General features: G+C 69.6%; 22 protein-coding genes. 5 read left to right on the forward strand and 17 right to left on the reverse strand.

Going from position 1 to position 26713, the window contains the following annotated elements; genetic code table 11:
• Position 1: 1 nt before the first annotated feature.
• The 9 genes from AJAP_RS24515 to AJAP_RS24555 form a co-directional block, all read right to left on the reverse strand.
• Positions 2-343, reverse strand: coding sequence for an RNA polymerase-binding protein RbpA (locus tag AJAP_RS24515; protein ID WP_034311760.1), 342 nt, complete (start codon positions 341-343; stop codon positions 2-4).
• A 65-nt stretch (positions 344-408) separates the two neighbouring features.
• Positions 409-639 (reverse strand): preprotein translocase subunit SecG, encoded by a 231-nt coding sequence (gene secG / locus AJAP_RS24520; protein ID WP_016333144.1) that lies wholly within the window; start codon positions 637-639, stop codon positions 409-411.
• 140 nt (positions 640-779) lie between these two features.
• On the reverse strand, positions 780-1565 hold the full coding sequence (gene tpiA / locus AJAP_RS24525; protein WP_038515530.1) for a triose-phosphate isomerase: 786 nt from the start codon (positions 1563-1565) through the stop codon (positions 780-782).
• Positions 1565-2773 (reverse strand): phosphoglycerate kinase, encoded by a 1209-nt coding sequence (locus AJAP_RS24530; protein ID WP_321167132.1) that lies wholly within the window; start codon positions 2771-2773, stop codon positions 1565-1567. Before AJAP_RS24530 ends, tpiA begins: the two co-directional genes overlap by 1 nt.
• 9 nt (positions 2774-2782) lie before the next feature.
• Positions 2783-3787 (reverse strand): type I glyceraldehyde-3-phosphate dehydrogenase, encoded by a 1005-nt coding sequence (gap, locus tag AJAP_RS24535; RefSeq protein ID WP_038515534.1) that lies wholly within the window; start codon positions 3785-3787, stop codon positions 2783-2785.
• 184 nt (positions 3788-3971) lie between these two features.
• A complete protein-coding gene (locus AJAP_RS24540; protein WP_038515536.1) occupies positions 3972-5153 on the reverse strand; it encodes a winged helix DNA-binding domain-containing protein in 1182 nt (393 codons plus the stop codon).
• Between the two features lie 13 nt (positions 5154-5166).
• Positions 5167-6393, reverse strand: coding sequence for an acyltransferase family protein (locus AJAP_RS24545; RefSeq protein WP_051972585.1), 1227 nt, complete (start codon positions 6391-6393; stop codon positions 5167-5169).
• Positions 6386-9484, reverse strand: a complete 3099-nt coding sequence (locus tag AJAP_RS24550) for a glycosyltransferase (RefSeq protein ID WP_038515537.1) — start codon at positions 9482-9484, stop codon at positions 6386-6388. Before AJAP_RS24550 ends, AJAP_RS24545 begins: the two co-directional genes overlap by 8 nt.
• Positions 9485-9760: 276 nt before the next feature.
• Positions 9761-10183 carry a nitroreductase family deazaflavin-dependent oxidoreductase gene (locus AJAP_RS24555; protein WP_038515539.1) on the reverse strand — a complete coding sequence of 141 codons (423 nt, stop codon included), beginning with the start codon at positions 10181-10183 and terminating at the stop codon, positions 9761-9763.
• A gap of 86 nt (positions 10184-10269) precedes the next feature.
• Between AJAP_RS24555 and AJAP_RS24560 the strand changes: the two genes are divergently transcribed.
• A complete protein-coding gene (locus AJAP_RS24560) occupies positions 10270-11217 on the forward strand; it encodes an AraC family transcriptional regulator (protein ID WP_038515541.1) in 948 nt (315 codons plus the stop codon).
• A gap of 93 nt (positions 11218-11310) precedes the next feature.
• Here the strand turns inward: AJAP_RS24560 and AJAP_RS44280 are convergent, their stop codons facing one another.
• From AJAP_RS44280 to AJAP_RS24585, 5 genes are all read right to left on the reverse strand, one after another.
• A complete protein-coding gene (locus AJAP_RS44280) occupies positions 11311-11508 on the reverse strand; it encodes a hypothetical protein (RefSeq protein WP_162483761.1) in 198 nt (65 codons plus the stop codon).
• The gene (locus tag AJAP_RS24570) at positions 11505-15968 is read right to left on the reverse strand and encodes a hypothetical protein (RefSeq protein WP_038515543.1); all 4464 of its coding nucleotides are present in this window, start codon (positions 15966-15968) and stop codon (positions 11505-11507) included. Before AJAP_RS24570 ends, AJAP_RS44280 begins: the two co-directional genes overlap by 4 nt.
• A gap of 12 nt (positions 15969-15980) precedes the next feature.
• Positions 15981-16721, reverse strand: coding sequence for a hypothetical protein (locus AJAP_RS24575; RefSeq protein WP_051071906.1), 741 nt, complete (start codon positions 16719-16721; stop codon positions 15981-15983).
• Between the two features lie 47 nt (positions 16722-16768).
• On the reverse strand, positions 16769-18220 hold the full coding sequence (locus tag AJAP_RS24580) for a hypothetical protein (protein WP_038515546.1): 1452 nt from the start codon (positions 18218-18220) through the stop codon (positions 16769-16771).
• A 79-nt stretch (positions 18221-18299) separates the two neighbouring features.
• Entirely contained in the window at positions 18300-18929 is a 630-nt protein-coding gene (locus AJAP_RS24585) for a peptidase inhibitor family I36 protein (RefSeq protein ID WP_038515548.1), read from the reverse strand.
• 151 nt (positions 18930-19080) lie between these two features.
• Here AJAP_RS24585 and AJAP_RS24590 point away from each other — a divergent pair, with 151 nt between their 5' ends.
• The 3 genes from AJAP_RS24590 (at position 19081) to AJAP_RS24600 (ending at position 22834) form a co-directional block, all read left to right on the forward strand.
• Positions 19081-19479, forward strand: coding sequence for a hypothetical protein (locus tag AJAP_RS24590; RefSeq protein WP_038515550.1), 399 nt, complete (start codon positions 19081-19083; stop codon positions 19477-19479).
• A 98-nt stretch (positions 19480-19577) separates the two neighbouring features.
• On the forward strand, positions 19578-20015 hold the full coding sequence (locus AJAP_RS24595) for a PPOX class F420-dependent oxidoreductase (RefSeq protein ID WP_038515552.1): 438 nt from the start codon (positions 19578-19580) through the stop codon (positions 20013-20015).
• Positions 20016-20329: 314 nt separating this feature from the next.
• Entirely contained in the window at positions 20330-22834 is a 2505-nt protein-coding gene (locus AJAP_RS24600) for a PQQ-dependent sugar dehydrogenase (RefSeq protein ID WP_148311713.1), read from the forward strand.
• 282 nt (positions 22835-23116) lie between these two features.
• Here AJAP_RS24600 and AJAP_RS24605 read toward each other — a convergent pair whose 3' ends face one another.
• Positions 23117-23728 carry a TetR/AcrR family transcriptional regulator gene (locus AJAP_RS24605; RefSeq protein WP_228694576.1) on the reverse strand — a complete coding sequence of 204 codons (612 nt, stop codon included), beginning with the start codon at positions 23726-23728 and terminating at the stop codon, positions 23117-23119.
• Positions 23729-23813: 85 nt separating this feature from the next.
• On the opposite strand from AJAP_RS24605, the gene AJAP_RS24610 reads away from it, so the two are divergent.
• Positions 23814-24692, forward strand: a complete 879-nt coding sequence (locus AJAP_RS24610; protein ID WP_038515557.1) for a sterol desaturase family protein — start codon at positions 23814-23816, stop codon at positions 24690-24692.
• Here AJAP_RS24610 and AJAP_RS24615 read toward each other — a convergent pair.
• A complete protein-coding gene (locus AJAP_RS24615; RefSeq protein WP_038515559.1) occupies positions 24666-25670 on the reverse strand; it encodes a glucosyl-3-phosphoglycerate synthase in 1005 nt (334 codons plus the stop codon). The two genes, AJAP_RS24610 and AJAP_RS24615, sit on opposite strands and share 27 nt — an antisense overlap.
• An 85-nt stretch (positions 25671-25755) precedes the next feature.
• Positions 25756-26679, reverse strand: a complete 924-nt coding sequence (locus AJAP_RS24620) for a hypothetical protein (RefSeq protein WP_038515560.1) — start codon at positions 26677-26679, stop codon at positions 25756-25758.
• Between the last annotated feature and the right edge of the window lie 34 nt (positions 26680-26713).

Consider the following 26713-nt stretch of genomic DNA (forward strand, 5'->3'; position numbering starts at 1 on the left):
GCTAGATCTCCCGGCGCTGGCGCAACCGCTCCAGCGCCTCGGCGAGGATGGCCTCGCCGTCGGCGTCGGAACGCCGTTCCTTCACGTACGCGAGGTGAGTCTTGTAAGGCTCGGTCCGCGGCGCGGCAGGAGGGTTCTTCTCGTCCTGCCCACCGGGGAGCCCGCAACGCGGGCAGTCCCACTCGTCGGGAATCTCGGCGTCCATCGAGAACGAGGGCTGTGCCTCGTGCCCGTTGGCGCACCAGTAGGAAATACGGCGCCGCGGCGCCGACTCACCCCGCTCCGATTCGCCCGAAGGCCCGGCACCCACACGGGTGCCCCGAATCGCGTTACCGCCAACCATGAATCCTCACACCTATAGGGATCGGCGGCGCGCCCCCCATAGGCACGCCGAAACACCTGGATCGATCAGACCTTGAGCAGGAGCCCGAGGCCGATGATGCTGATCAGCCACACCGCGCCCAGCAGCAGCGTGATCCGGTCGAGGTTCTTCTCGGCCACGCTCGAGCCGGAGAGGCTCGACTGCATACCGCCACCGAACAGCGAAGACAGACCGCCACCACGGCCGCGGTGCAGCAACACGGCGACCACCAGCAGCACGCTGGAGGCGATCAACAGGATTTGCAGGAACAGCTTCATGTCATCCTCTGCGCTCTTGGAGAATGCAGGAAAACGGTGTGCCACCAGCGGCTCTTGACCGCCAGAACACACCGTACTCCTGGACTCGTCCACTGCTGTGTGACGGACCGGATACCCAGGTTACCCGGTAGGTGCCCCGATCAGGGCAGGGGCCCGCCCGCGGCGAGTGCGCAGAGTTTGGTGAACTCGTCACCATCCAGGCTGGCACCACCGACGAGCGCACCATCGATGTTCTCGCAGGCGACGAGGTCACTGATGTTGTTGGCCTTGGCCGAGCCGCCGTAGAGCACGCGGACCGAGGACGCGACCTCGGCACCGTAATTCTCGGCCAGGGTGGCGCGGATGGCTCCGCACACCTCCTCGGCGTCCTGCGGGGTCGCGACCTTGCCGGTCCCGATCGCCCAGACCGGCTCGTAGGCGACGACGACGTCCTTGACCTGCTCGGCCTTGAGCCCCTTGAGGCCCTCGACCAGCTGGGTCGTGGTGTGGGCGATGTGCTCCCCGGCCTCGCGGACCTCGAGCTTCTCCCCCACGCACAGGATCGGCGTGATGCCGTGCTTGAGCGCGGCCTTGACCTTCTTGTTCACCAGTTCGTCGGACTCGCCGTGGTACTCACGCCGCTCCGAGTGCCCGACGGTGACGAAGCTGCAGCCCAGCTTCGCCAGCATCGGGCCCGACACGTCACCGGTGTAGGCACCGGAGTCGTGCGGCGACAGGTCCTGGGCGCCGTAGGTGAGCGACAGCTTGTCGCCGTCGGTCAGCGTCTGGACGCTGCGGATGTCGGTGAACGGCGGCAGGACCGCGACGTCGACCTTCGCGTAGTACTTCTCCGGCAGGGCGAAGGCGATCTTCTGAACCAGCGCGATGGCTTCGAGGTGGTTCTGGTTCATCTTCCAGTTGCCGGCGATGAGCGGTTTGCGCGCCACTAGTCGTTCTCTCCCAGCACAGCGACTCCGGGCAGTTCCTTGCCCTCCAGGTACTCCAGCGACGCGCCGCCGCCGGTCGAGATGTGCGAGAAGCCGTCCTCCGGCAGGCCGAGCTGCCGCACGGCCGCGGCGGAGTCGCCACCGCCGACCACGGTGAAGGCATCGCTCTTCACCAGCGCTTCGGCCACGGCACGGGTGCCGCCGGCGAAGGACTCGAACTCGAACACGCCCATCGGGCCGTTCCAGAACACGGTCGCCGCGTCGGCCAGCTTGCCCGCGAACAGCTCACGCGACTTCGGGCCGATGTCGAGACCCATGCGGCCGGCCGGGATGGCCGTCGCGTCGACGACGTCGAACTCCGCGTCGGCCGCGAAACCCGTCGCGGCGAGGACGTCCACCGGCAGGATCAGCTCGACGCCGCGCTTCTCCGCCTCGGCGAGGAAGCCGCGGACCTGGTCCAGCTGGTCCTCCTGCAGCAGCGAGTTCCCGACCTCGTGGCCCTGGGCCTTGAGGAAGGTGTACGCCATGCCGCCGCCGATGAGCAGCCTGTCGACCTTGGTCAGCAGGTTGGCGATGACGCCCAGCTTGTCCGACACCTTCGCGCCGCCGAGGACGACGACGTACGGCCGCGCGAGGTCCTCGGTCAGCTTCTTGAGGACGTCCACCTCAGCCAGCACGAGGCCGCCCGCGTACGCCGGAAGCGCCCGCGCGATCTCGTAGACCGAGGCCTGCTTGCGGTGCACGACACCGAAACCGTCGGAGACGAACGCGCCGCCGGGGACGAGCGCGGCCAGCTCGGCGGCCAGCTCCTGCCGCTCGGCCTCGACCTTGCTGGTCTCGCGCGCGTCGAAACGCACGTTCTCCAGCAGGGCCACCTGGCCGTCGTGCAGGCCGGCGACGGTGGCCTTGGCGGACTCGCCGACCAGGTCACCCGCCAGCGGGACGTCGACGCCGAGCAGCTCGGTGAGCTTCGCGGCGACGGGCGCGAGCGAGAACTTCGGGTCCGGCTCGCCCTTCGGACGGCCGAGGTGCGCCGTGACGACCACCTTCGCGCCCGCCTCGGCGAGCCGCTTGAGGGTCGGCAGGGCCGCGCGGACGCGGCCGTCGTCGGTGATCTTGTCCCCGTCGAGCGGGACGTTCAGGTCGGAACGCACGAGCACGTACCGGCCTGAGACGTCCTCGCCCAGCAGGTCTTCGAGGTTCTTCAGTGCCATGGCTCAGGAGAGCTTGGTGCCGACGAGCTTGACGAGGTCGGCGAGGCGGTTGGAGTAGCCCCACTCGTTGTCGTACCAGCCGACGACCTTGACCTGGTTGCCGATGACCTTGGTCAGCGGCGCGTCGTAGATGCAGGACGCCGGGTCGGTGACGATGTCGGCCGAGACGATCGGGTCGTCGCTGTAGCGCAGGATGCCGGCCAGGGGGCCCTCGGCGGCGGCCTTGTACGCGGCGTTGATCTCCTCGAGGGTCGCGCTCTTGGTCAGCGTGACGGTGAGGTCGGTGGCCGAACCGGTCGGGACCGGGACGCGGACCGCGTAGCCGTCGAGCTTGCCGTTGAGCTCCGGCAGGACCAGGCCGATGGCCTTGGCGGCACCGGTCGAGGTCGGGACCATGGACAGCGCGGCGGCGCGGGCGCGGCGCAGGTCCTTGTGCGGCGCGTCCTGCAGGTTCTGGTCCTGCGTGTACGCGTGGATCGTGGTCATCAGGCCCTGCTCGATGCCGAAGGCGTCGTTGAGGACCTTGGCCAGCGGGCCGAGGCAGTTGGTGGTGCAGGACGCGTTCGAGATGATGGTCTGCGAACCGTCGTACTTGTCGTCGTTGACGCCCAGCACCACGGTCAGGTCCTCGCCCTTGGCGGGCGCGGAGATGATGACCTTCTTGGCGCCACCGGCGATGTGCGCCTTGGCGGCGTCGCCGTTGGTGAAGAAACCGGTCGACTCGACGACGACGTCCACGCCCAGGTCGCCCCAGGGCAGGTTGGCCGGGTCGCGCTCGGCGAGGGCCTTGATCGTCTTGCCGTCGACGACGATGCCCTCGTCGCTGACGCTGACCTCGCCCGGGAAACGGCCGAGGATGGAGTCGTACTTCAGCAGGTGGGCCATGGTGGCGACGTCGCCGAGGTCGTTGAACGCGACCACCTCGATGTCGTGACCGGCGGCCTGCACGGCCCGGAAGAAGTTGCGGCCGATGCGGCCGAAGCCGTTGACACCTACGCGAACCGTCACTGCTGCCACTCCCTTGAGACTCGTCCGGGATCGCCCCGGTAAGACGTCCTTTACTCGGGCGCAACCCTAGCGTGCGCGCTCGGGCGGCCCTCTTTGCCCTGACGAGACTTCCACCACTCGGTGGGTCAGGTCAAGAATCGATTAAGTGCGTCGCTACCAGGACGTCTTGGGAAAACTCTCAGCTTCACTGTGCTAGCCGTCGCTCCAGCGGTGTGCGCATCCGTGGCGTGACTCGCACCTCTCCGAACCACTCGGCCAGGTGGTTCGCCTCCGCCTCGACGGCCCGTTCGACGTCCGCGCCCACGTCCTCCAGGAGGTGATGGACGACCTCGCCGTCCGGCCGCTGCGCCCAGCCGCCGACGATGCGGCCGTCGGCCCAGACGGTGGGCCCGATGTTGCCGGTGCCGTCGAACAGCGGCGCCTTGTGCGGGCCGAGGTACCAGTCACGCTCGATCCACCCCATCGCCGTCGGGTCGAGGGACGGGAGCAGGGCGACCCAGGGCTCGGGCTCCGCGACCGGCTCCAGATCGTCGGCGAGCACCACGCCGGGGACGCCGTCGAGATCGACCTCGACCGGCTGAATCTCCGCGAGCGCCTTCTTGGTCTGGCCGACCGTCCAGCCCGTCCACCAGCGGAGGTCCGCGATCGGGGCGGGCCCGTAGGCATAGAGCCACCTCCGGGCCAGCTCGACCCTGGCGGCGTCGGCGTCCCAGCCGTCGAGGCCCTGCGGCAGCCAGCCCTCCATCGGGGCCCAGTAGTACTGGCTGCTGATCCAGCTGCCGCGCGGGCGGCCGCGCACGATGCGGCCGTCGACCGCGAGCTGGAACAGGACCCGGCTGGTGACGTTGGCGATCGCCTCGTACGGCTTTCCCTTCGCCATCAGGAGTTGCTGCTTCAGGCGCGGCTCGTCCTGGGAAAGCTCCTGCGCCGTGGCGGAACCGCGGGCCTTCAGCGCGCGCTCCGTCGCGTCCTCGACCTCGGCCAGCCAGCGCGCCGGCTCCGGCACGTTCTCCGGATGTCCCTGCGTGCCGAGATGCTGTTCGAGCAGGCGGCGCTGCTTCTTGGCGATGTCGGCGGAACACGCGGCCTGCACGAGGGCCGCGTTCTCGTGCCCGAGGACGAAGACCGTGCGGCGCATGCCGAGCATCCGGATCAGCGTGCGTTCTTCGTAGAGCGCGCTCTCCAGTTCGGCGACGCCGTCGCCCTTCACGCGCGCCCACGCCGACAGGTGCACGGACGCCGGATCCGTGGCGTGCAGCGCGACGACCGCGTCCGCGGCGGCGAGCACCGACTCGGCGGGCGTGGTGAGGCGATGACGCGTCGCGAGCCGGGCGCGGCGCTGCGCAGTGTCGATCTTGGGGGTCACGGGATCGGTTCTATCACCGGGGCCCGACAAAACCGCCGGATCGGCCGTCAGCCACCGAGCCGACGCCCGGGCGGGCCGGGAACGCGGGCGGGACGGCCGGAATCACCTGGGTGATCTCGTTGTCCGGATCCGGCGCGCGTTCTCCGTCGCCGGACCGGCGTTCGTCCGGCACCCGGAGGTAGACGCGCAGCTTCTGGGTCGGCCGTTCGATCAGCCGCCAGGACACCAGCCCGCAGAGGTACGCGGTGGGCACCGCGAGCACGATCAGCAGATACGAGTCGCGCACCCCGGCGAGGGTGTACAGCTGCTGCACCGGCATTCCCCACACGTACATCCCGTAACTGGGATAGACCCACTGGTCGTAGCCCTCCAGCCGCCGCGGCCAGTGGTAGGCCCAGGTGATCGCGCCGTAACCCGCGGCGATGGGCAGGATGAAGCGCGTCGCGGGTTCGATGGGCGGGGTGAAGTTCGCGACGAGGTAGAGCGCCACCAGTGCGTACGCGACGGCCGGGCGCAACGGGATCAGGTCCCGGTAGGCGTGCAGCAGCATCCCGAGGACGAACGCCACGAGGAACGCCACCATCGACCCCAGCGGCACGCTGAACAAGGTGCCCGCGTCGCCCTGGAAGCCCACCGAGGCCCCCATGATCCCGTCCGCCACCATGAACCCCAGCAGCAGCGGGAACAGGACGATCCGTCCGCGGGCGAGGCCGCCAACCAGGCCGACCACGAGCACGATCAGATACCCGGTGGTCTCCATCGGGAGCGTCCAGATCGAACCGTTCGCCGAATACGGGTACGGATTCTCCGTGAACACCCCCGGCAGCAGGTGCTGCAACGGGTACAGCATCGCGTTGTGCACGACGTAACCCCAGGTGTCGGGGTTGCCCCAGTACTCGCGCGGGCTGAGCACCGTCACCAGTGGCCCGATCACGAACGCCGTCACCATGACCACGAACAGCAGCGGCGGCCAGATCCGCAGCACCCGTTTGAGCAGGTAGCGCCACCACGAGGAGTCACGTCGCCAGCTGTCCGCGATCTGGTAGCCGCTCATGGCGAAGAAGCCCATGAGCGCGAAGTACCCCAGCGAGATGTTCCAGTTCGACGGCAGGCTGGTGATCCGGGTCGGTTCGATGATCGGGAAACAGTGCTCGAAGACGACCAGGATCGCCCCGAACATCCGCAGCCAGGCGAATCCGGTGTCCGGTTTCGCGTAGGTCTTCGCGCCCCGGCTACTCATGGACCACCGGGGCGAGCAGTCCGCTCAGGGTCGCGCGAGCCACCCCTGGCCCGAACTGGTCCGCGACGGCGACCCTGCCCGAGTCCGAAAGCCGTTGCCACAAGGCGTCATCGGTGAGCAGGGTGACGATCTTCTCGGCGATCTCCTCGGCCGTCTCACCGGTCAGCACCTCTTCGCCGTCGCGCAGCCGCATACCCTCGAAGGCCAGCGGGGTACCGACCACCGGCACCCCGAAGGCGAGGCTCTCGCCCACTTTTCCCTTGACCCCGGAGCCGAATCGCAGCGGCGCCACGGCCAGCCGCGCCGCGGCGTAACCCGGGCCGAGGTCGGCGACCCAGCCTCGGACGACGACACCGTCACCGGCGAGCACTTGGAGCTCGCCGGTGGGATCGGCGCCGACGAGCTCCAGCTCGGCCGACGGGCATTTCCGCCGCACGGCCGGCCAGATCTCCCCGGCCAGCCAGTACGCGGCGTCCCGGTTCGGGCCGTGTTCGAAACTGCCGACGAAGATCGCGCCCGACCGGCCTTCGGGGGCGGCGCGTTCGCTGCTGAACGGGTGCACATTGGACAGCACGTCGACCTTGGCCGACGGCACGAGTTCGGCGAGCAGGTCCCGTTCGGCCTCGGACACCACCAGCGTGCGATCGGCGGACCGGACCAGCGCCAGCTCCAGCTCGCGGTACAGCTCGGCCCGCCGCCGCAGCATCACCGCGATCGCCGGATCACCGATCCGCTCGACGAGATCGGCTTCCCTGCCGAGCCGGACGAAGTGCAGATCGACCGTGTCGTAGACCAGAGGCGCCTGCGGCGCGCAGATCTGGATCCGCTCGGCCATATGCCAGGCGACCGTCGGCCGGGACAGCAGCACCAGGCTCAAGGCACTGCCCGCCTCGTCGAGGAACTTCTCGCGGTCGGCCGGGTCGAGGAGAACGGTGACGCCGGCGCGCCTGAGGTCCTCGGCGTATTCCGGCGGCTGCCCGTCGTCCATCGGACAGAACACCACCCGCTGCCCGAGCGCGAGCAGCTCGTCCACGACCCTGCGCATCCGGACCGAGCCGGAATCCTTGTCCGGGGTGGGCACCCGGAGATCGGCGATCAGCACGATTCCGGTGTCACGTGGTGCTTTCCCCGGCATCCGCTGCCGCCCGAGCCACAGCCCCGCCGGGCTCGGCCCGGCGATCTGCCCGGCGAGTGCGTCCGCCCACTTCTCGGCGAACACCGGCCGGTTGATCGTCTGGAACCGTTTGTGGCCCGAGTCCGGATCCGTGCCGTGCGAGACGCCCTCGTGGTGCACCACGACCGCGGCAGGCTCGACCACGGTCCGGAAACCGGCGGCCCGCACCGCGAACGCCAGGTCGGTGTCCTCGTAGTACGCGGGCGCGTAGCGCTCGTCGAACCGGCCGAGCCGCTCGAAGAGTTCGCGGCGGATCATGATCGCCGCGCCGGAGCAGTAGTCGACGTCGCGGACCGAGGCGTAGCGGGCGTCGTCCGGGTCGTCACCGTGGCCGTAGTTCGCCGCACCGGCGTCCGCCCACACGATCCCGCCGCATTCCTGCAGGGTGCCGTCCGGGTAGAGCAGTTTCGCGCCTGCCATGCCGATCCGGTCGTCGCGGTAGACCGCCTCGGCCAGCGAGTCGAGCCATCCCGGCTTCGGTTCGGTGTCGTTGTTCAGCAGGACCAGCAGTTCGCCACGGGCCTCGGCGGCGCCGAGGTTGGCGGCCTTGAGGAAACCGACGTTGGTGCCGGTGCGGACCAGCCGCACGCCGGGACATTCGGCGAGCACCCGCGCGGACGCGTCGGGCGAATCGTCGTCGACGATGATCACCTCGAACGGGATCCGTGGCCGTCCCGCCTCGATCGATTCCAGGCACTGCCGCGTGTAGTCCCACTGGCCGTGGACGGGGATGACGATGCTGGCCAGCGGTTCGGCGCTGGTGCTCACGGCCACCGGGGTGAGCCCGTGTCCTTCCGGCGGGACCTCGTCGGTGCGCCCGAGCACGCGCTCGTAGGCGCCCCGGACCGCGCTGCCCCTCGGCGCGTACTTCTCGACGGCGCCCCGGTACTTCTTGACGAGCCGGTTCACCGTGGCCGAGTGCCCGTCGCTCAGTACCGCGTTCTCCTCCGCGAGGCGGGCCACCTCGGCGCTGTACCGCTCGGCGGTCTCTGTCCGCCACGCGAGCCGCGCCGCGTCCAGTTCCGCCTCCCGGCGGAGTTCGGCGACCTCGGCCGTGAGCCGGTCGCGTTCCTCCTTCAGCCGGGCCAGCTCCTCCGCCGCCTCGGCCTGCCCCGCCGCGCCCTGGTCCCGCATCTCGCCCAGCAACGAGAGCCGGGGATCGAGCAGGGTGCTGACGGCCGGGACGGCGTCCAGCGGGCCGTCGGAGGCGATCCCGATCAGGTACGTGTGCGGGCTGCCGTCGGTGACCGTCCAGCCGTCCTCGCCGTTCCCGGTCAGGCTCTGGTTCAGCGCCGGTCCGCTCGCGTGCGGCTCGCCGGGGACGGCGGCCAACAGCGAACCCACCGCGACGTTCTGCCTCAGCACGGCCACGTTCCCGAAATGGCCGCCGAGGAGCGCACGGAACTCCTCCTCGGTCAGCTCCTTGACGTGGAAGGGATTGTCGTTGCCGTGTTCGTGGCTGTAGACCCGGATGTCGGGGGTGCTGCCGAGGAAGATCCCGCCGGGGGCGAGCCGGACCCGGACCAGGCTCAGCAGATCGTCGTGCTCGACGACGTGTTCGATGGCTTCGAAACAGGTGATCACGTCGAACCGGCCGGCGTCCGAGAGCAGCCCCTGGTCGATGATCGAGCCCTGCACGAAGCTGAGATTCTTCCGCCCGGCGTAAGTGGCTCGCGCGTGCGCGACGGCCGGCTCGTCGATGTCGACGCCGACGACCTCGGCGGCGGTCGTGGCCAGCAGCGCCGCGCCGTATCCTTCACCACTGGCGAGATCGAGGACGCGCTTGCCCGCGACGAACCGGGCGGCGAGCGCGTATCGGTGGTAGTGCTCGTAGATCATCTGGATATCCCCGGCCCACGGCACACACCGCTCGCCGGTCCATCCGATCAACCGCTGGGAGTCTTCGGAGCCCGCCATGCGCGGGAGGTTACCGGGGCCTTGCCGGGGTCCGTGCGGGATACCGATACTTCTGGTGAGAAAGTACCGATGCCGGAACACCAAGAGCGCGGAAGGAGCGACCCACAGTGACCGAGTCGGATCGTTCACGCCGGGAACGCAACCTGGGCCTCGTGGTGATCGTGATGCTGGTGATCGTCTTGGAGGCCGCGGTGATCGGTTACCTCATCACCTCGAACTGAGCCGCGCTCGTGAGTGGCGAGGACGGTTGGAGCCACCCGCGCCACCCACGCGGGGTTAGACGCGCTCCAGCTCGAAAACCGGGATGACCCGGCTGGTCTTGCTCTGGTACTCGGCGAACTGCGGCATGAGGGCCGACTGCCTGGCGTAGACCTCGTCGCGCTCGGAGCCGGCGAGCACCCGCGCGCGGACCGGGAAGGTCTCGGTGCCGAGCTCGACCTTGGTGTCCGGATTGGCCACCAGGTTGTGGAACCACGCCGGGTTGTCGTCGGCGCCGCCCTTGCTCGCGAAGATGTAGATCCGGTCGTCGTCGAGGAGCGGGACGAGCGGCGCGATCCGCTCGGTACCGGACTTCGCGCCGGTGTGGTGGACGAGGACGAGCGGGTAGCCCTCGAACATGCCGCCCGCCTTGCCGCCCGTTTCGCGGAACTCGGCGATCACGCTTCGGTTGATCTTGTCGAAGTCGAAGGTGTCTGTCATGCCTCGATCGTATGGCGCACCGAGTGACCGTATCGATGCTCGAAAAGGCCATGAACATATCCGTCTGTCGCATTACCATCGCCGCTATGGACCTCTTGGCCGAAGTGCTCGCCGTGGGCGGCGTCCGGGGCACCGCCGGAGCACGTATCGAGGCGTCGGGGCCGTGGGGCATCCTCTGGCATGGCATCTCCCGCGCCGCCTTCTACGCGATCACCTGCGGGACGGCCTGGCTGGAACTGGCCGGGCACCCGCCGCGGCAGCTCATGCCCGGCGACGTCGTCCTGCTGCCGAACGGGCCGGAGCACACCCTGCGCAGCGCCCCGGACGTCGCGATCATTCCCAATCTGTGCACCGCGGCGGAAAAGGCACGGGACTGCGGTGGCGTGCTGCGCCTGGGCTCCGGGGAAGTCGAGACCCATGTCCTCGGCACGTCCTACGACTACGACCCGGCGGTGTCCACCCAGGTGCTCGCCACCCTGCCGGAACTGGTGCACATCCGCGCGAACCGCGGCCGCGACGGGCTGGACGACACCGTGCGGCTGCTGTCGCGGGAACTGGCGAGCCCGCAGATCGCCACCGACTTCGTCCTCAACCGGCTCGTCGACATCCTCCTGGTCCAGCTGCTCCGCGCTTGGCGGACCGAGAAACCGGCCGAGACGCGGGGAACCTGGCTCGGCATCCTCGGCGATCCGCTGATCGGCGTGGCGCTGGCCAAGATCCACGAGGACCCGGCGAAACCCTGGACCACCGATCTGCTCGCGGCGGAACTGGCGACCTCACGCAGCACGCTGACCCGCCGGTTCCGCGAAACCACCGGCCGGACGCCCGGCGACTACCTGACCCTGTGGCGGATGGACCTGGCCGCGGTCCGGCTGCGCGACACCGACGACACGGTGGACACCATCGCGCGCTCGGTCGGCTACACGTCGGTGTACGCGTTCAGCCGGGCTTTCCGGCGCGCCCGCGACCAAGCGCCCGGGCAGTACCGGACGTCGACGCGGAAAAGTCTCAGACCGGCCGCGCCTGTCGCGTGAGTCCCCAGTACATGAAGGCTCCCTTCCTTGCGCCTAGGTACAGGAAGGGGGCCTTCATGTACACGCGAGCGAGTGCGCCGAATCACTCACGGGCTACCGGACCGGTCGATCGTCCGCTTCCCCGGCGAAAGCGTCGTCGAGATCCGCACGGAACCTGTCCAGGTCGATCAGCGGAGCGTTCGCCGAGCCGGCGGCGAACCGGTCACGGGTCAGGGTGAAGGTTTCGCTGTGCTCGACCGCGTCATGATCTCGCCGGACCGGTTCCGAAGATCGTGCCACCCTGTGGCTCACGCCGTCTCCTCCTGCTCAGGCTCCTCCGACGGCCGCGTGAACAGGCGTGTCGCCGACAGCCGCGCCACACCGTCCGGCTCGCCGAGTTCGTCGGTCGCGTTCCGGATCGTCGCGTCGACGGACAGGTACTTGCGCCCCGCCCGCAGGTCCGCGTCGTTGCGCAGCCGCACGATCAGCGGGAACTCGCTCAGCGCGCCGGCGTCGAACAGGCCCGTGGTGTAGATCAGCTGGACACCCAGCGCCTCCGCGACCGCGCGCTGCAGTTCCAGCAGGTAGCCCGCCGACGCGCGGCCGATCGGGTTGTCGAGGAACAGCACGCCGGAATGCCGGTTGCGGGCCTTGCCGCGGTTGTTCGCCCGCAGCGCCGCCAGGGTGCAGTAGAGGATGATCGCCGCGGTCAGCTGCTGCCCGCCGGAGAACACGTCCCGGATCTCGGAGACGCGCTGCCGTTCGGTCCGCAGCACCGAGTCCGGCTTCAGCATGTCGACCCGGAAACCCTTGGGAGCGGCGGCTTGCACGCCGCGCAGCACGAGCGAAAGCCCGTCCCGTTTGACGTCCCGGCCATCGGAGGTCTTCCCCACCGCGGCCTCGTCGACGACCTCGCCCAGCTTCTCGGCGAGCACGTTCTCTTCGAGTTCGGTGAAGCGGATCCGCAGGAACTCCTGACCAGACCAGTCGCCGAGACCGTCGGGCAGCCGTGAGACCCGTTGCGCCGCACGGAGGGTGCGCAGCGCGCCGTCGACCATGCCCTGCAGGCGGGTGATGATGCCGCCGCGGTGCCGGTCGATCTGCGCGAGATCGTCGGTGAGCGTGCGCAACCGGGGCCGCAGCGCCTCCGCCCATTCCGCCGCGTGGGCGGGCAGCTGGTCGCGGCGGACCGAGATCACCTGCTGCCGCACCGGTGTGCTGAGCTTCTCGAACCGCTTGTCCGTGGCGTACTGCGCCAGCTGGTCGGCCGCGGCGCGCACCCGGCGGTCACCCGCGTCGGCCGCGTCCTGCGCCTCGGTGAGCGCCGTGTTGAGCCGGGAGTGCTTGGTGCGCGCGGATTCGACGTCGCCGTCGAAGGCCACCTCGTCGTCCTCTTTGGACAACAGGTGTGCCATGGATTCGGCCAGCAGGCCGAAGCCGGACGCGGACGTCTTCGCGGACTCCAACGTCGCTTCGGCCGCGGCGCGGCGCTCCTGCAGTTCCTCCCATTTCCTCGCGGCGGCGGACACTTCGAGGCCGGCTTCGTCGATCAGCTCCAGGCCGTGCTCGATGTCCTTCGGCCGCGCGTCGAGGGCGAGCGCTGACGGCTGTTCCGGCAGCTGGCCCAGTTCCGCCTTGCGGGTCGCGACGAGCCCGACGATCTCGGTGCGCTCCTCCTCCAGCACCGCGACGGCCCGGTTCGCCCGCGCCTGCGCCGCGGCCCGCGCCGAAGCGTCGGAGCCGTCCGGCGTCTCCAGCAGCGCCGAAGCCCGCTCGCGGACGGCGTCGTCCAACGCCTCCAGTGCCGCCCGCGCGGACGCCTCGACGCTCTCGGCCTGGTCGAGTTCGGCACGGAGATCGCTGCCGACCTCCACCTTCGCGTACGCCTCCGAAGCCGACGCGAAGGTGCGCCGCAACGCGTCCACCGGTTCGGCGGGCACGGAGTCGTCCTCGGTGACGTCGCTCGATCCCGGCACTTCGGCCAGTTCCGCCTTCGCGGTCGTCGCCGTGCGCCGGTGTCCGTCGGCGGTGCGTTGTTCCTCGCCCGCCTGCTCGCGCAGCCGGGAGGCCTTCACCGCGGCTTCGGACGCCGTGGCCTCGGCCCGCTCGGCGATCTCGGTGGCGCGTTCGACGTCGTCGGTCCACTCCGGGATCTTCGCGGCACGCGTGGCGAGTGCTTCCAGCCCGCGAACGCGCTCCCCCGCCTCGGCCGATGCGGTGCGCAGCTCGGGGATCCGCTCCCGCAGCCCGGCCGCCTTCTCACCGAGCCGCTGGAACTCCTTTTCGGCCTGCTCCAAGGCGGTCCGAGCGGTCTCGTGCGCGGTGCGCGCGTTCTGGAGCTGCTCGGCGAGCGTCGCGATGCTGCCGGGCGGGTAGTCCTCGCGCCAGGTCTTGAGCTTCCACGACAGCGCGCTGTCGTCGGCCAGCGACGTCGCCAAGGCCTCCAGCCGGCGCTGGCGTTCCGCGTGCCGGAGCGCGATGGCCTCACGCTCAGCGTCGGCGGCCTCCTCGTCGTACATCGCCGGATTGGGCGGCACGAGGAACTCGATCCCGGCCTCGCCCGGCAGCCGGTCGGTCGTGGTGGCCTCGGTCGTGGCGACCGGGATGATCGTGCTGGGCAGCAGCCGCCGCTCCGCCAGGACCTTCTCGGCGAGCCGTACCTGTTCCGGTTCGTTCAGCAGGATCCCCGAGACCAGCTGCGGAGCACGGGCCAGCACGGCCGCCCGCCGCTTCTTGTCCAAAGTGGACAGGTAGCGCCAGCCGGACCACGCGTTCATCCCGGCGGCCTCCAGCGCGTCGAGCGCGGCCTGGACCTCTTCCGGAGCGGGCAGGAGGCCGCCCGAACCGAGCGCGTTCAGCGCGCGCTCGTCGACGGATTCCTCCATCCGCAACGCCGTCTGTTCCTTCTCCGCGGCCGAACCCGCCTCGCGCAGGCGTTCCAGCAGCACCGGGAGATCCGTCTCCAGCGCGACGTCGTCCGCGCCGAGGAGTTCGCTCAGCCGGGGTTCGACGGCGAGCGCGTCGGTGCGCCGGTTGGCGCGGTCGAGTTCGTCGGCCGCGCGTTCCAATCGGTCCTTTGTGGACCCAGCGAGCCGGTGCGCGTCGTTGACCGTGGCCTGCGCGGCACGAAGGTCTTCGGCGACGCGTTCGAGTTCCTGTTCCCGGCGGACGAGTTCCGCGGCGGTCGCCTCGGCCTCGGCCCTGGCCGCGCGTGCCGCTTCGGCGACGTCGGCCCCCGCCTTGAGCGCACCGGAGCGAACGGTTTCCGCGATCTCCTCCCGGATTTCGGCGATCCGCGCACCCAGCCCGCGAGCCTCCGCCCGGCGCGAGGCCGCCAGGTTCGCCGACTCGTCGCGTTCCGCCTGCGCCTTCTCCGCTTCGGCCCGCAGAGCGCCGACATGGGCTTCGGCCTTCGCCGCCTGCTCGGTGGCGTTCCTGGCCAGTCCCAGCAATCCCCTGGCGAGTGCGCCCGCGGCGGCGTTACGCGCCTGAAGCGCGGGCTGCGCCTTCTGCTCGCGATTCCCCACCAGTTCCCGGAAATCGCGGGCCTTGCGGGCGGCGTTGAGGTGGTTGAGCACGGTGGCGCATTCACGCCAGGCCTCGGCCGCGGTCTTGGCCTCGGCCAGTTCGCCGTCGATCCGCTTCTTGCTCTCCTGCGCCTCGTCGAGCCGCAGTTTGCCGACCAGGCGGCGGAGTTCGGTGACGCCGGCGGTGAGACGGCGGTGGTCGCCCTCGGCCAGTTTCTCCGCGGACTTCACCTCGTCGACGTGCTGTTCGAGCCCGCTCAGCCGCTCGTTCTCCAGCTTGTCGCGGGCGGCGACCTGACCGGCCAGCGTCCGCATCTCGGCGCGGGCCGCGTCGGCGAGCTTCCGCGACGCGGCGGCGACGCCTTCCTCCTCCGCCAACGGCGTGAGCAGGTCCAGCGCGCCCGCGACGAAGTCCCGCTCCGACAACAGATCCCCGCGCTGGGCGAGATTGTGCGCGTAGGTCGCGACGACCTCGGCGAGGTCCTTCGGCTCTTCCTCCGAAAGCACCGCGCGCAACAGGAACTCGACGAACGCCTCGTCGGTGCTGAAGGCGAAGGCGTCGGCCGCCTCGCCCTCACCGGCGTTCATCGCGCGCTGGTACCGGAAGAGTTCGGTGTCGAGGCCGAGACCGTCGAGCCGCGACGTCCATTCGTGGTGCCGCCGGGTCCAGAACAGCTCCAGTTCCGGCTCGCCGCCGTGCACCTTGTCGAGCTGGTCGTGGAAACCGGACATCGTCAGCAGCCTGCCGTCCGACGTCAGCGGCAGCGAGTCCAGATCGAGCGAGGGCGTCGGCCGGAAGCAGTACCAGGAATCGACGAGGTTCTCCGAGTCCGCCGACACCACGTGCCCGCGCCATTCCGACACCTTGCCGGTGATCACCCGATGGCCGGTCTCGACCTGCAGCCACTCCAGCACGACGTGCGAAACGTCCTTGGCGGCGACGAACTTCTCCAGCACCTTGGTGTTCGTCGTGCCGACGACCTGGCGGCGGCCGGGCAGCATGACCGAGAAGATCAGCTTGATCAGGACGGATTTCCCGCCGCCGTTCTCCAGGAACAGCACGCTCGCCGGCGACGGGCGCCGCGGCGGCCCCTCCCCCGCCAGATGGATGCCCGCGCTGAACAACGCGTCCTGTTTGGGCGCGGTGATGGCGGCGCCGACGCCGCTGAAGTCCAGCACGACGTCCTGGTACCGCGCGCCCGCCGGGCCCACCGAGTGCAGGCGAACCCGCGAAAGCTCGTACATCGACTCCCCTTGTTAAAGCGTGTCCGAAGCGGCCGCACGCAGGGTCCCGCCGCCGTTGGCGACCGAGACCACGTTCAGCTCCAGCAGATCGTCGAAGGCAGCGTCGGCGGCGAGTTCCCGCACCTGCACCTGATAGCGCGGTGTCGTCCGGTAGGTCCCGCCCTGTTCCCCGCTGACCTGGACGAGAAAGCCCTGATCGGCGAGGAACCGCAGGGCCCGCGCGACCATGCCGCGTGTGGTGTCCGACGACAGCCTGCCGTCCTTGGTCGCGGCGGCCGCCGGGCGCCGGGCGTAGGCGCGCCACGCCTGTTCGAGTTCGGGCGCGTCGGCCAGCGGGTCGTTGTTCGCTTCGGCCTCCGCCGCGCGTTCGTCGAGGATCCGGCAGGCCTCGCGCACCATCGCGTCCACCTGCTCGACGCTGACGCGGCCGATGTAGGTGTCGTTGGCGAGATCGTCCGGGCGCGGGTAGCCGAGCGCGGCGGTGGCCAGGTGGACGAGCCCGTGCAGGACCTTCTCGGTCTCCCGGCGTTCGCGGATCTTGCTCTGCCGGGCGTAGCTGTCCATCTTGATCTCGAAGACGGACTCGTCGGTCGCCGCCAGCACGGCGCCGGCCTGGAGGTTGACCTCCAGCACCATCAGCCCCAGCCCGGCCGCGACCGCGTGCGTGAGCTGTTTGAACGCCCTGTCCTCGCCGTAGCGCCGGACCAGGTCGCCGTACACGACGTCCCGCGACGGCAGCTGCTTCGGGCGCATGCCGAACGAGACGAGCCGGGCCGCGGATTCGACGTCCCCGTTGGTCGTCACGCGACCTCCTCCTCTTCTTCGTGTCGATCGACCGTGGCCGACGAGAGCAGCAGATCCGCTCCGCCGAACTCGGGATCTTCGAGCAGCGTGCCGTCGTCCACGGCCAGCAGCACTTGACGCTCCCCCAGCCGGAGCGCCGCGCCGACCTCGGGACTGTAGGCGTGCACCGCCCGCAGGGCGACCAGGGCGGGTAACGCGGGATCGATCCGCCGGGCTTCTTCGAGCAGCCCGGACAGCCGTCGCGGCACCTCCGGCAGGTCGAGCAGGTCGTCGGCGAGACGCCACTGCTCGTCGCCGAACTTGTCGGTGACGTCGGCGGGCATCAGCTCGGGCTCGGGGATCTCGCCGACGAGCTGATCGCGTTCGGGGGCGGGCCGCAACAGCAGCGACACCAGCGAGGACAGCGACGGCACGGTCGGCGGCGAGATCCCGGCACCGGCGTGGAAGAACGACTCGGCCGGCGCGACGGCCTGGGCGATCGGCAGGCTCAGCGTCGGCATCAGGAGCTGGCCGAACAGATCGATCGTGGCGCGCTGCGGCGGTCCGGAGAACTGCTGGCGGTCCTGCTCGGCGCGGAACACCGCACCGGCGTCGGCGAGCCGGGACTGGAGCCGGGTGTGGCGGCGGATGCAGTCGCCGACGATGTCGACGAGCTCCGCGGCACGGCGTTTGCGGTCGAGGTCCTCGGTCTCGTCCCGTGACGCGGTGATGTTCTTGAGGATCGCGTTCTCGGCGCGGAACCGGGACTCGATATGGGACAACGCCTGATCCAGCAGATCCGGGACCTCGCGCTCCCAGTCGACCGCGCGCACGTCGCGGCGGGTGGCGTCGAGTTTGGCGCGCAGCGTCTCGCCGTACTGGACCGTCCGGTAGCGGGCCTGTTCGGCGGCGAGCTTCGCGTCGGCGAGGCGGCCACGGTTGATCAGGTTCTCCAGTTTGACCTCGGCCGCGATCTGGGCGGACTCGACGTCGGTGTCCAGCGCGCCGACGAGCACGTTGATCGCCTCGTCGGTGGCGCGCAGGTAGACCTCGCCGTCGGGCGCGGCCAGCTCGACGAGCAGCTTGAAGTCGAACTGGCGGCGCTGGTAGCCGCCGCCGGGGCCGATGGAGCCGTAGACGCGGCGGAACCCGCGATCGGTGGTGCCGACGTTGATCAGGTTGTCGAGCACCCACCGGGCGACCTTGGCGTGTTCGTCCGGCGTCCGGCCCGGCGCCTGGAGCGCGACGAACGGCAGCAGGCGCGCGATCACCTGATCGTGGTCGGCGCCGGTGTCGAAGTCCATCGACACGGTGACCTGGTCGATCGTGTGCAGGGCGATCTCGGCCATCTGGTAGATCGTGGCGTCCGCCCAGTCCAGCTTCGACTTGCGCGCGTCGAGGTCGTGCAAGGGCGCTGTGCAGGCCAGCGCCTTGAGGCGGCGCGTCAGCCCCTCGTCGGCCAGCCCCATCCCGGTCAGCTCGTCGTCTCGCACAGCAGGCCAGGCTAGTCGCCGTCCCCTTCACCCCGCACGGGTGACCGGGTCGAGCTCAGGTGTGGACGTAGGACTGGATCAGGATCGAGGTTTCGGCGCCGCCTCGGTGCTGCAGAATCGTCCGGTCCCCGCCCGCGCAGTCCCGTCCGGCGTAGCCCCAATGCCGCTCCGCGCTGCGGTTCACCATCGACCTCGCCGGGAACGGCAACGCGGCGCACTGCCGTCCGTCACTCGCCCAATCCGGCGGCAGTTGCACCTTGGCGCCGCCGTAGCCGGGTTCGGGCCAGAAACACAGGAAACCTTCCGCGCAGTCCGGGACGACCGTGGCCGCAGGAGCGGAGCCGGAGCGATCCGAAGCCAACACGAGCACCACGGCGGTGGCGGCGAGCCCGGCGGCCACCGCCGAGCCCACCCGGAGCACGCGTCTTCGCCACGGTCTGGCGGCCAGGCTCGCTTTCACTTCGCCCCGGATCCGGTCGAAGCGCTCGAGCAGTTCGGGCTTCCCGCAGCCGTGCAGATAGCAGCGCAGCTGCCCCGCCGTCGGCAGCAGACCGTTCTCGATGTTGGACACCCGTTGCCGGGTCAGCGCGTCCTGGCCGAGCAAGGAGCGCTTGGCGACGCATTCCTGAGTGAGCCTTCCGCGCACCTCGCGCAACTGCGCGCCGAAGTCCTTCGCAGTGGACATGGTCCACCCCCTCCCCATCGCCATTGTGTCGGACCCGGTCACGGTGTCGCGGGACGAACCGCGACACACCGCGACATCGTTTTCCCTGGTCAGCGCCACGTGATGCTGCTGTCGTGGACGTGTCGGACAAGCGATCAGGGAGGAATTCATCATGAAACGTTCACTCGTTCCGGTGGCCGCGGCCGCCGCCTTGCTCATCTCGGGGGTGGCCTGCACACCGGCTTCCGCGGCGGAAGAGGGCAACTGCACTCCGGTCGTGCACTGGTGTGGCGGGGTCTTCAACGACACCCCGCGCGTCGTCACGGTGGCCGGGAACTTCGACGGCCGGAACTACACCGATCTCCTGCCGCTCAGTGCCGGCGGGCGGACCGGGCCGAACCGGGACATCGACGGCGTGCGGATCCCGGTCGGCTGCACCGCGCATCTGCGCACGATCGTCAACCGGTGGGGTGGCGAGGACTACGACGGTGGCGCCGCGTACGCGTCGGGCACCTGGCACCGCATCCACGACGACGAGGTCGTCAAGATCACCCGGCTCGCCTGCCGGTAGCCGGGGCGGGTGCTGCCCGGCGACCGGGGGTCCGGGCAGCACCACCCCCGGGTGACCGGGGCTGCTCACCGCCGGGGTGTCCCGGTAGCGTCGGGATCATGCGTGAAATGAGCCGGGACGAATGGTGGGCCTTCGCGAGCGAGGGCACGCGGACGGGCATGCTCGGCCTGGTCCGCGCCAACGGGGCGGCGATCGTGACGCCGGTGTGGTTCCTGCTGAACGAGGGGCCGGACGGGGACGAACTGATCTTCACCACCGGCACGGACACGCTCAAGGGCAAGGCGCTGCGGCGCGACCCTCGGCTTTCCCTGGCCGTCGATGACCAGAAGCCGCCGTACTCGTATGTGCAGTTCACCGCCGAAGCCGTGTTGCACGACGACCTCGGCGAGATGCTCGAATGGGCGACCAGGCTCGGTGGCCGGTACATGGGTGAGGACAAGGCCGAGGCCTACGGCAAGCGCAACGCCGTACCGGAGGAGTCCTTGGTACGCGCGCGGATCACGAAGGTGATCGCCCGCGCCGACATCGCCGGCTGACCCCTTCCCCCCTCTCTCGCATTTAGTCCTCTGGATGCGGTCCTTGCACACGCAAGTACCGCATCCAGAGGACTAAATGCATTCAAGGGGGTGACTCTCCGTGTTGATGTTGGTCAAGTATTGACACGAAGCACCCACTGGTGTGTGATCTGAACCATAGATAGGAAAGTTTCCTAACTAAAACTCCACCTTCCCCGCCGGGCCCCGCCCGGTCCGCCGTTGTACCTCCCGACCCCCGAACTTCACGTATGGAGGCTCCAGTGGCACCCCGACCACCGTGGCGCGCGCTGCTCACGTGTGCCGCCGCGACGGCGATGACCGTCGCCGTCCTGCCGGCTACGCCCGCCGGCGCGGCACCGACCGATCACGAGTCCGAAGCCGCCACGATCTCCCAAGGCGCCGTCGAAAAGAACCACGCGGGCTTCTCCGGCACCGGGTTCGTGAACTTCGACAACGTCGTCGGCAGCTATGTCGAGTACACGGTGAACGCCGCGCAGGCCGGAACCCAGACGCTGACCTTCCGCTACGCCAACGGAACCACGATCGACCGGCCGGTTTCCCTCAGCGTCAACGGCACCGCGGCCGGGACGCTGTCGTTCCCCGGCACCGGCGCGTGGACCACCTGGAAGACCGTCACGAAGGACGTCGCACTGGCGGCCGGGGCCAACAAGATCCGCACCACCGCCACCACCGCGAACGGCGGCCCCAACGCGGACAAGCTCACCGCGAGCGGAGTGACCGACGCCGAAGCGCCGACGCCGCCGAAGAACCTGGCCGCCAAGGACATCAAGGCCCGCAGTGCCACGTTCACCTGGGAAGCCGCGACCGACAACGTCGGCGTGGTCCGCTACGACGTCATGCGCGGCGGCAACGTCCTCAAGTCCGTCGACGGGAACACGCTCACCACGACCGTCGACAACCTGCAGCCGAACACGGCCTACGACATCTCGGTCGGCGCCTTCGACGCGGCCGGGAACCCTTCGCAGCAAAGCAATGTCGTCCAGTTCACCACGCCGTCCAGCGGGGACACCACACCCCCGACGGTGCCGGGGAACCTGCGCTCGACGTCGGTGACCGCGAACAGCGTTTCCTTGGCGTGGAACGCTTCCACGGACGACAGCGGCACCATCGCCGGTTACGACGTGTACCAGGGCACCACGAAGGTCGCGACGACGCCGTCCCTCGAAGCCACGGTCACCGGCCTGACGGCGAACACGTCGTACACGTTCACGGTGAAGGCCCGTGACCTCGACGGCAACGCTTCGGCCGCGAGCAACGCGCTGACCGCGAAGACGAGCGGCGCCGCGGGCGGCGGGATTCCCGAGTACGACAAGGACATCACGAAGGCGGACCTCGCCTGGTCCGTCGACTTCCTGCCGGACGGCACGGCGCTGGCGACCGAACGGGACCGGTTCGAGATCCTGCGGATCACGCCGTCGGGCGAGAAGACGACGGTCGGCAAGGTCCCCGGCGCGGTCGGCACCAACGGCGAGGGCGGCCTGCTCGGTATCGCGATCTCGCCGAACTACGCGGCCGATCACGCGATCTACCTGTACCACACCGCGTCCGGCGACAACCGGATCGTGAAGATGACCTACGACAACGGAAAGCTGTCTTCGTCGTCGACGCCGGTGCTCACCGGGATCGCCAAGAACCGTTACCACAACGGCGGAAGGCTGCGGTTCGGCCCGGACGGCAAGCTCTACGCCACCGTCGGCGACGGGCAGAACAAGGACACCGCGCAGAACAAGGGCTCGCTCAACGGGAAGATCCTGCGGGTCGACCCCGACGGTTCCGCGCCGAGTGACAATCCGTTCTTCTCCACCGGTGGCAACGCCCGCTACGTCTGGAGCTTCGGGCACCGCAACCCGCAGGGCCTGGCCTGGGATTCGCGTGGTCAGCTGTGGGCTTCGGAGTTCGGCGACGGCAAGCTCGACGAGCTCAACCTGATCCAGAAGGGCGGCAACTTCGGCTGGCCCCAGTGCGAAGGCACCGAAGGATCCTGCGGCGGCACGGTCGCGCCGAAGAAGACGTGGCCGACCAGTTCCGGCGGGCCGAGCGGGATCGAGATCGTCAACGACTGGATCTACGTCGCGGCGGTCACCAGCGCGCAGCTCTTCGCCACGCAGATCAACGCGGCGGGCAACGGCGTCGGTCCGGTGCAGTCGCTGTTCTCCGGCCGCTGGGGCAGGCTCCGCTCGGTCACCAAGACACCGGACGGCGGGCTGTGGGTCACCTCGACCAACGCGGACAAGAACGGCGGCACACCGAGCGTGATCGACAACGTGGTGGTGCGGCTGAAGTTCCCCGGCGGCTCGCAGCCGGGGGCGTTCAAGCTGACCAGTTCCGCGTTCGCCGACAACGCGTCCATCCCGGACAAGTTCACCTGCGCCGGTGACGGCACCGCGGGGCAGGACACCTCGCCGCCGCTGGCGTGGAGCGCCGGGACCACGGGCGCCAAGGGGTACGCGATCGTCTTCGCCGACGTGGCCAACAACGGCAACAAACTGCACTGGGCGATCTGGGACATCCCGGCGTCGGCGGCTTCGCTGCCGGAAGGACTGGGCTCAGGCTTCACGGTCCCGAACCAGAACGGCGCCAAGCAGAAGGCCATGGGCAGCGGGGCGAACTCGCAGAAGTACTTCGGCCCCTGCCCCGGCGGCTCCAGCCATCCCTACACGTTCACGCTCTACGCGCTGAAGTCGGCGACGGTGCCGGGCTTGTCCTCGTCCTCGACGATGGCGCAGATCGAAACGGCCATCAAGAACGCTTCGACGGCCAACGTCAAGCTACGCGGCAAATCCAGCGCCGCGTCCTGAGCACGGCCGGGGTGTCCGGAGCGGCGCCGGGCACCCCGACCGTATCCAGTGTGACTGGAGGAACGCCACCCCGTCCGGGATTTCCCGGCGGGGTGGCGTTTTCGTGCGGCCGGCAGGCTTCGGCGCCCGCATGCGGCTTCACCAGGGCACTCGGGACACCGTCGGCGGTCCGGCGCGTGTCGCGAAAGCCACTTTCGCGACGTGTGATGTCCCGAAAGTGGCTTTCGCGACACGACCGCACCCGGATCAACGTCCCTTGTGGACAGTCGAGACCGCGATCGTTCACCAGCCGAACAGGTTCCGCATGATCCGCGAGCAGCGCTCGGTCATCGCCGCGGCGTCCTGATCCGGCTGGTCGATCCACCAGCTGATCAGCGAGTCGACCACGCCGGTCCACACCTGGGCGATCGCCTCGATGTCGCGATCGTCGTCCAGCCCGCGCGAGTGCATCAGCTGGGCGGCGCCGACCAGCGCGAAGCCGTCGAGCCGGTAGCGGTAGTCGACCGCGACACCGGCGATCTCACCGGTCGAGGGCACCGTCGGGTCGCGTAGCAGCTTCCAGGCGTACCGGTCGTTGTCGAACGTCTCGAAGATGGCCGCGAGCACCGCGAGCGGCATCCGTTCCGGCGGCTCGCCCTCCTCCGCCATCGTCTCGGCGACGCCTTCGGTCAGTCTGTCGCCCGCCCGGTGCAGGCAGGCGAGGTACAGCCCGTCCTTCGAGCCGAAGTACTGGTACAGCAAGGGTTTCGTGACACCGACCCGGCGGGCGATCTCCACCATCGACGCCCCGGCGTACCCGTTCTTGCCGAACTCCTCCGTCCCGGCGCGCACGATCTGGGACTCCCGCTCCTCGCGGGGCACCCCCTTCGTGCCGACGGCCCTTGCTTCTGTCACGGCGGTTATCTTACCCTGAGGTAAATGACCCTAGGGTAAGTTACCTGATGGTCAGATAACCGGGGGCGAGACAGGGAGAGGTGCGGTGGCGGATTTTCTTGCCCATCTGAGTGACCCGGTGCTGATGGCGACGCCGGTGTTCCTGCTGTTCGTCGCGATCGAGATCCTCGCGCTGCACGTGCTGGGACACGACGACAACGTCATCGGCTACAGCGTCAAGGACACCCGCACCAGCATGTCCATGGGCGCGGTGGCGGTGGTGATCAACGGCGTCTTCCGCATCGCCATGCTGTTCGTCTTCGCCGCGCTCTACGAACTCGCGCCGGTGAAGTTCAGCCCGCACGACTGGTGGACCTGGGTCCTGATGCTGCTGGGCCAGGAGATCGTCTTCTACGCCTACCACCGCGCGAGCCACCGCGTCCGGCTCATGTGGGCGGGTCACCAGGTGCACCATTCGAGCGAGCACTACAACTTCTCGACGGCGTTGCGGCAGAAGTGGACCCCGTACTTCCAGCTGCCGTTCTGGTCGATCCTCGCCCTGGCGGGCATCCCACCGTGGATGATCCTGACCGGACTGTCGATCGACCTCGTCTACCAGTTCTTCGTGCACACCGAGAAGATCCGGAAGCTGCCGCGCTGGTTCGAGTACGTGTTCAACACGCCTTCACACCATCGGGTGCACCACGGCAGCGACCAGGAATACCTGGACGCGAACTACGGCGGCATCCTGATCATCTGGGACCGGATGTTCGGCAGTTTCGTGCCGGAGGGCAAACGCCCGACCTACGGGCTGACCAAGAACGTCGAGTCCTACAACCTGCTCAAGGTCGGCTTCCACGAATACGGCTCGATCCTGCGCGACGTCCGCGCGGCCGGCTCGTGGCGGGACAAACTCGGTTACGTGTTCGGCCCGCCGGGCTGGCGGCCCAAGGAGGCGCTAAGCGCTCCTGCGCAACGCGGGTGAGTTCTCCGGGCGGATCTCCGGAGGGAGGCTCTCCAGCGGCGGCCGCTGGGTGAGGGTCACGTCGGTGAGCACGAGTTCCCGCTCGACGGCCTCCCCCGCGCCACGCCGGAACTGGGCGAGCGATGTCGACGGCGGCGCCGCGGAGATCACCCGGCCGCCGCGCTCCAGCCGGTCCATCAGGGTCAGCATGATCTGCGCGGCCATCCGGCCGAGTGCCTGGGTGCTCTGATGCCGATGGGTCCGATGGCCGAGGTCGACCTGCGCGAGCGCGTCGAGCCCGTGCAGTTCGAGCAGGTCGATCAGGTGGCCGACCTCGACGCCGTAATGCGTGACGAACGGGATGCCTTCGAGCACTTCGCGCCGTCCCGCGTACTCGCCGGCCAGCGGCTGGACGAAACCGGCCAGTTCCGGCCAGTACATGTTGAGCAGCGGACGGGCGACGAGTTCGGTGACCCGGCCGCCGCCGTCGGGTTCGACACCCGCCGCCCCGGCGAGCGGACGGTGGTAGAACCCTTTGACGTAGGCGATCGCCGGGTCGGTCAGCAACGGCCCGAGCAGTCCGGTCACGTAGTCCGCGGTGAAATCGCGGAGGTCGCCGTCGACGAAGACGACGAGGTCCCCGCTGGTTTCGGCGACCCCCTTCCAGAGCGCTTCCCCCTTGCCCGTCAGGCTTTCCAGTTCCGGGAACACCGCGTCCTGCGCGACGACGTCCGCCCCGGCCGCCGCGGCGACCTCGGCGGTCGCGTCCGTGGAATGGCTGTCCACCACCAGGATCTCGTCCACCAAGGGGAAGCGTTCGACGAGTTCGCGCCGGATGGTGCCGACGATCGCGCCCACCGTCTCCGCCTCGTCGCGAGCCGGGATCACCACCGAAACCCGCGTCCCGCGTTTGGCGGCGACCAGCTCCGCCGCCCACCAGTCACCCGCCCGGCTGCTGCGCCGCGCGAGCCACGTGCCGACCTCCGCCGATACCCGCATGGCTTCCCCTTCCCTCGAAGATCACCTCACCGGTGAGCTTCGAGGGGAGCTGTTTCCATCCGTCGTCGCCGCGGAAACCGCCGCGTTACGCCTGCCCGCCGGAGGTTAACGCCCGGGAGAGGGCCTCACCCGTCCGTCGCTTGGCGAGATAGAACGCCGCCTCGTGCGGCTTCGCCCCGTTGTCGACCGTGTAGCCGCTGTCCAGGACCCCGTCGGCGCCGGGGAACAGCCCGCTGAGGTCGGGCCGGGCGGCGACGAGGTCGTCCCGGTCGGCCAGGTTGACCCAGCTCGCGACGCCGGGCGGGACGGACGGCGGCTGCGGGCGGGTCCGTTCGTAGACGACCGTGCGCAGGCCCAGCGGCGAGCCGAGGGTGAGCAGCAGCGGCAACGGACGGCCGTGCAGATGGGCGGCCTCATAAGCGACGACGGAACCGAGGGAATGCCCGATGATCGCCTCGGTCTCCGGCCCGATGTGCTCGGCGACGCGGGCCTGCACGCGTTCCCGGATCGTCTCGTCGGTGAGGTACAGCGTCACCTGCTTGAGTGCCTTGACCACCACGCGTTCGGCGAACGCCACCCCGAGCCGCGCGAACGGCTTCAGCCGCACCAGCGCGTTCAGCACCGGGCGGGCGGCCGCGCGCACGCCCTGGGTCTCCCCCGCCGGACCGCCGAGCAGGTCCAGTTCGGTCTTCGCCCGGTTCCGGTCCGCCTCGCTCGACGCCGAAGAAGCCGCGTTCCGGAGCCATTCCGCCGCCAGCGCTTCGGCGAGCGCCCACTCGTCCGGGGTGAGTTCGTCCGCGCCGCCCTGCTGGCCGTCCTTGAGGAAAAGGTCACCGTAGAAGGCCATCCGCGCGTCGCCGGGCCGGGCGTCGCGCCACAGGGTGTCGGCCAGCGCGGCGTCACCGGCGAGCCGGATACCGCCCGCCAGGCTCGGCAGCCATTCCGCCTCGAGCGTGTCCGCGGACTTCTGTTCCTGGGCGATGCCGTGCACCAGAACGATCCGAGCCATGGCGCACAGTATCGCGGGCCGCCCTTGCCGGTGG

This window comes from Amycolatopsis japonica, from assembly GCF_000732925.1.
Taxonomy (GTDB): Bacteria; Actinomycetota; Actinomycetes; order Mycobacteriales; family Pseudonocardiaceae; genus Amycolatopsis; species Amycolatopsis japonica.

Excerpts from the sequence above, each read along its gene's own strand:
- AJAP_RS24515 (WP_034311760.1), bottom strand. The coding sequence starts at position 343 with ATGGTTGGCGGTAACGCGATTCGGGGCACCCGTGTGGGTGCCGGGCCT.
- secG (WP_016333144.1), bottom strand. The coding sequence starts at position 639 with ATGAAGCTGTTCCTGCAAATCCTGTTGATCGCCTCCAGCGTGCTGCTG.
- AJAP_RS24545 (WP_051972585.1), bottom strand. The coding sequence starts at position 6,393 with ATGAGTAGCCGGGGCGCGAAGACCTACGCGAAACCGGACACCGGATTC.
- AJAP_RS24550 (WP_038515537.1), bottom strand. The coding sequence starts at position 9,484 with ATGGCGGGCTCCGAAGACTCCCAGCGGTTGATCGGATGGACCGGCGAG.
- AJAP_RS24555 (WP_038515539.1), bottom strand. The coding sequence starts at position 10,183 with ATGACAGACACCTTCGACTTCGACAAGATCAACCGAAGCGTGATCGCC.
- AJAP_RS24560 (WP_038515541.1), top strand. The coding sequence starts at position 10,270 with ATGGACCTCTTGGCCGAAGTGCTCGCCGTGGGCGGCGTCCGGGGCACC.
- AJAP_RS24570 (WP_038515543.1), bottom strand. The coding sequence starts at position 15,968 with ATGTACGAGCTTTCGCGGGTTCGCCTGCACTCGGTGGGCCCGGCGGGC.
- AJAP_RS24575 (WP_051071906.1), bottom strand. The coding sequence starts at position 16,721 with ATGCGCCCGAAGCAGCTGCCGTCGCGGGACGTCGTGTACGGCGACCTG.
- AJAP_RS24580 (WP_038515546.1), bottom strand. The coding sequence starts at position 18,220 with ATGGGGCTGGCCGACGAGGGGCTGACGCGCCGCCTCAAGGCGCTGGCC.
- AJAP_RS24585 (WP_038515548.1), bottom strand. The coding sequence starts at position 18,929 with ATGTCCACTGCGAAGGACTTCGGCGCGCAGTTGCGCGAGGTGCGCGGA.
- AJAP_RS24590 (WP_038515550.1), top strand. The coding sequence starts at position 19,081 with ATGAAACGTTCACTCGTTCCGGTGGCCGCGGCCGCCGCCTTGCTCATC.
- AJAP_RS24595 (WP_038515552.1), top strand. The coding sequence starts at position 19,578 with ATGCGTGAAATGAGCCGGGACGAATGGTGGGCCTTCGCGAGCGAGGGC.
- AJAP_RS24600 (WP_148311713.1), top strand. The coding sequence starts at position 20,330 with ATGACCGTCGCCGTCCTGCCGGCTACGCCCGCCGGCGCGGCACCGACC.
- AJAP_RS24615 (WP_038515559.1), bottom strand. The coding sequence starts at position 25,670 with ATGCGGGTATCGGCGGAGGTCGGCACGTGGCTCGCGCGGCGCAGCAGC.
- AJAP_RS24620 (WP_038515560.1), bottom strand. The coding sequence starts at position 26,679 with ATGGCTCGGATCGTTCTGGTGCACGGCATCGCCCAGGAACAGAAGTCC.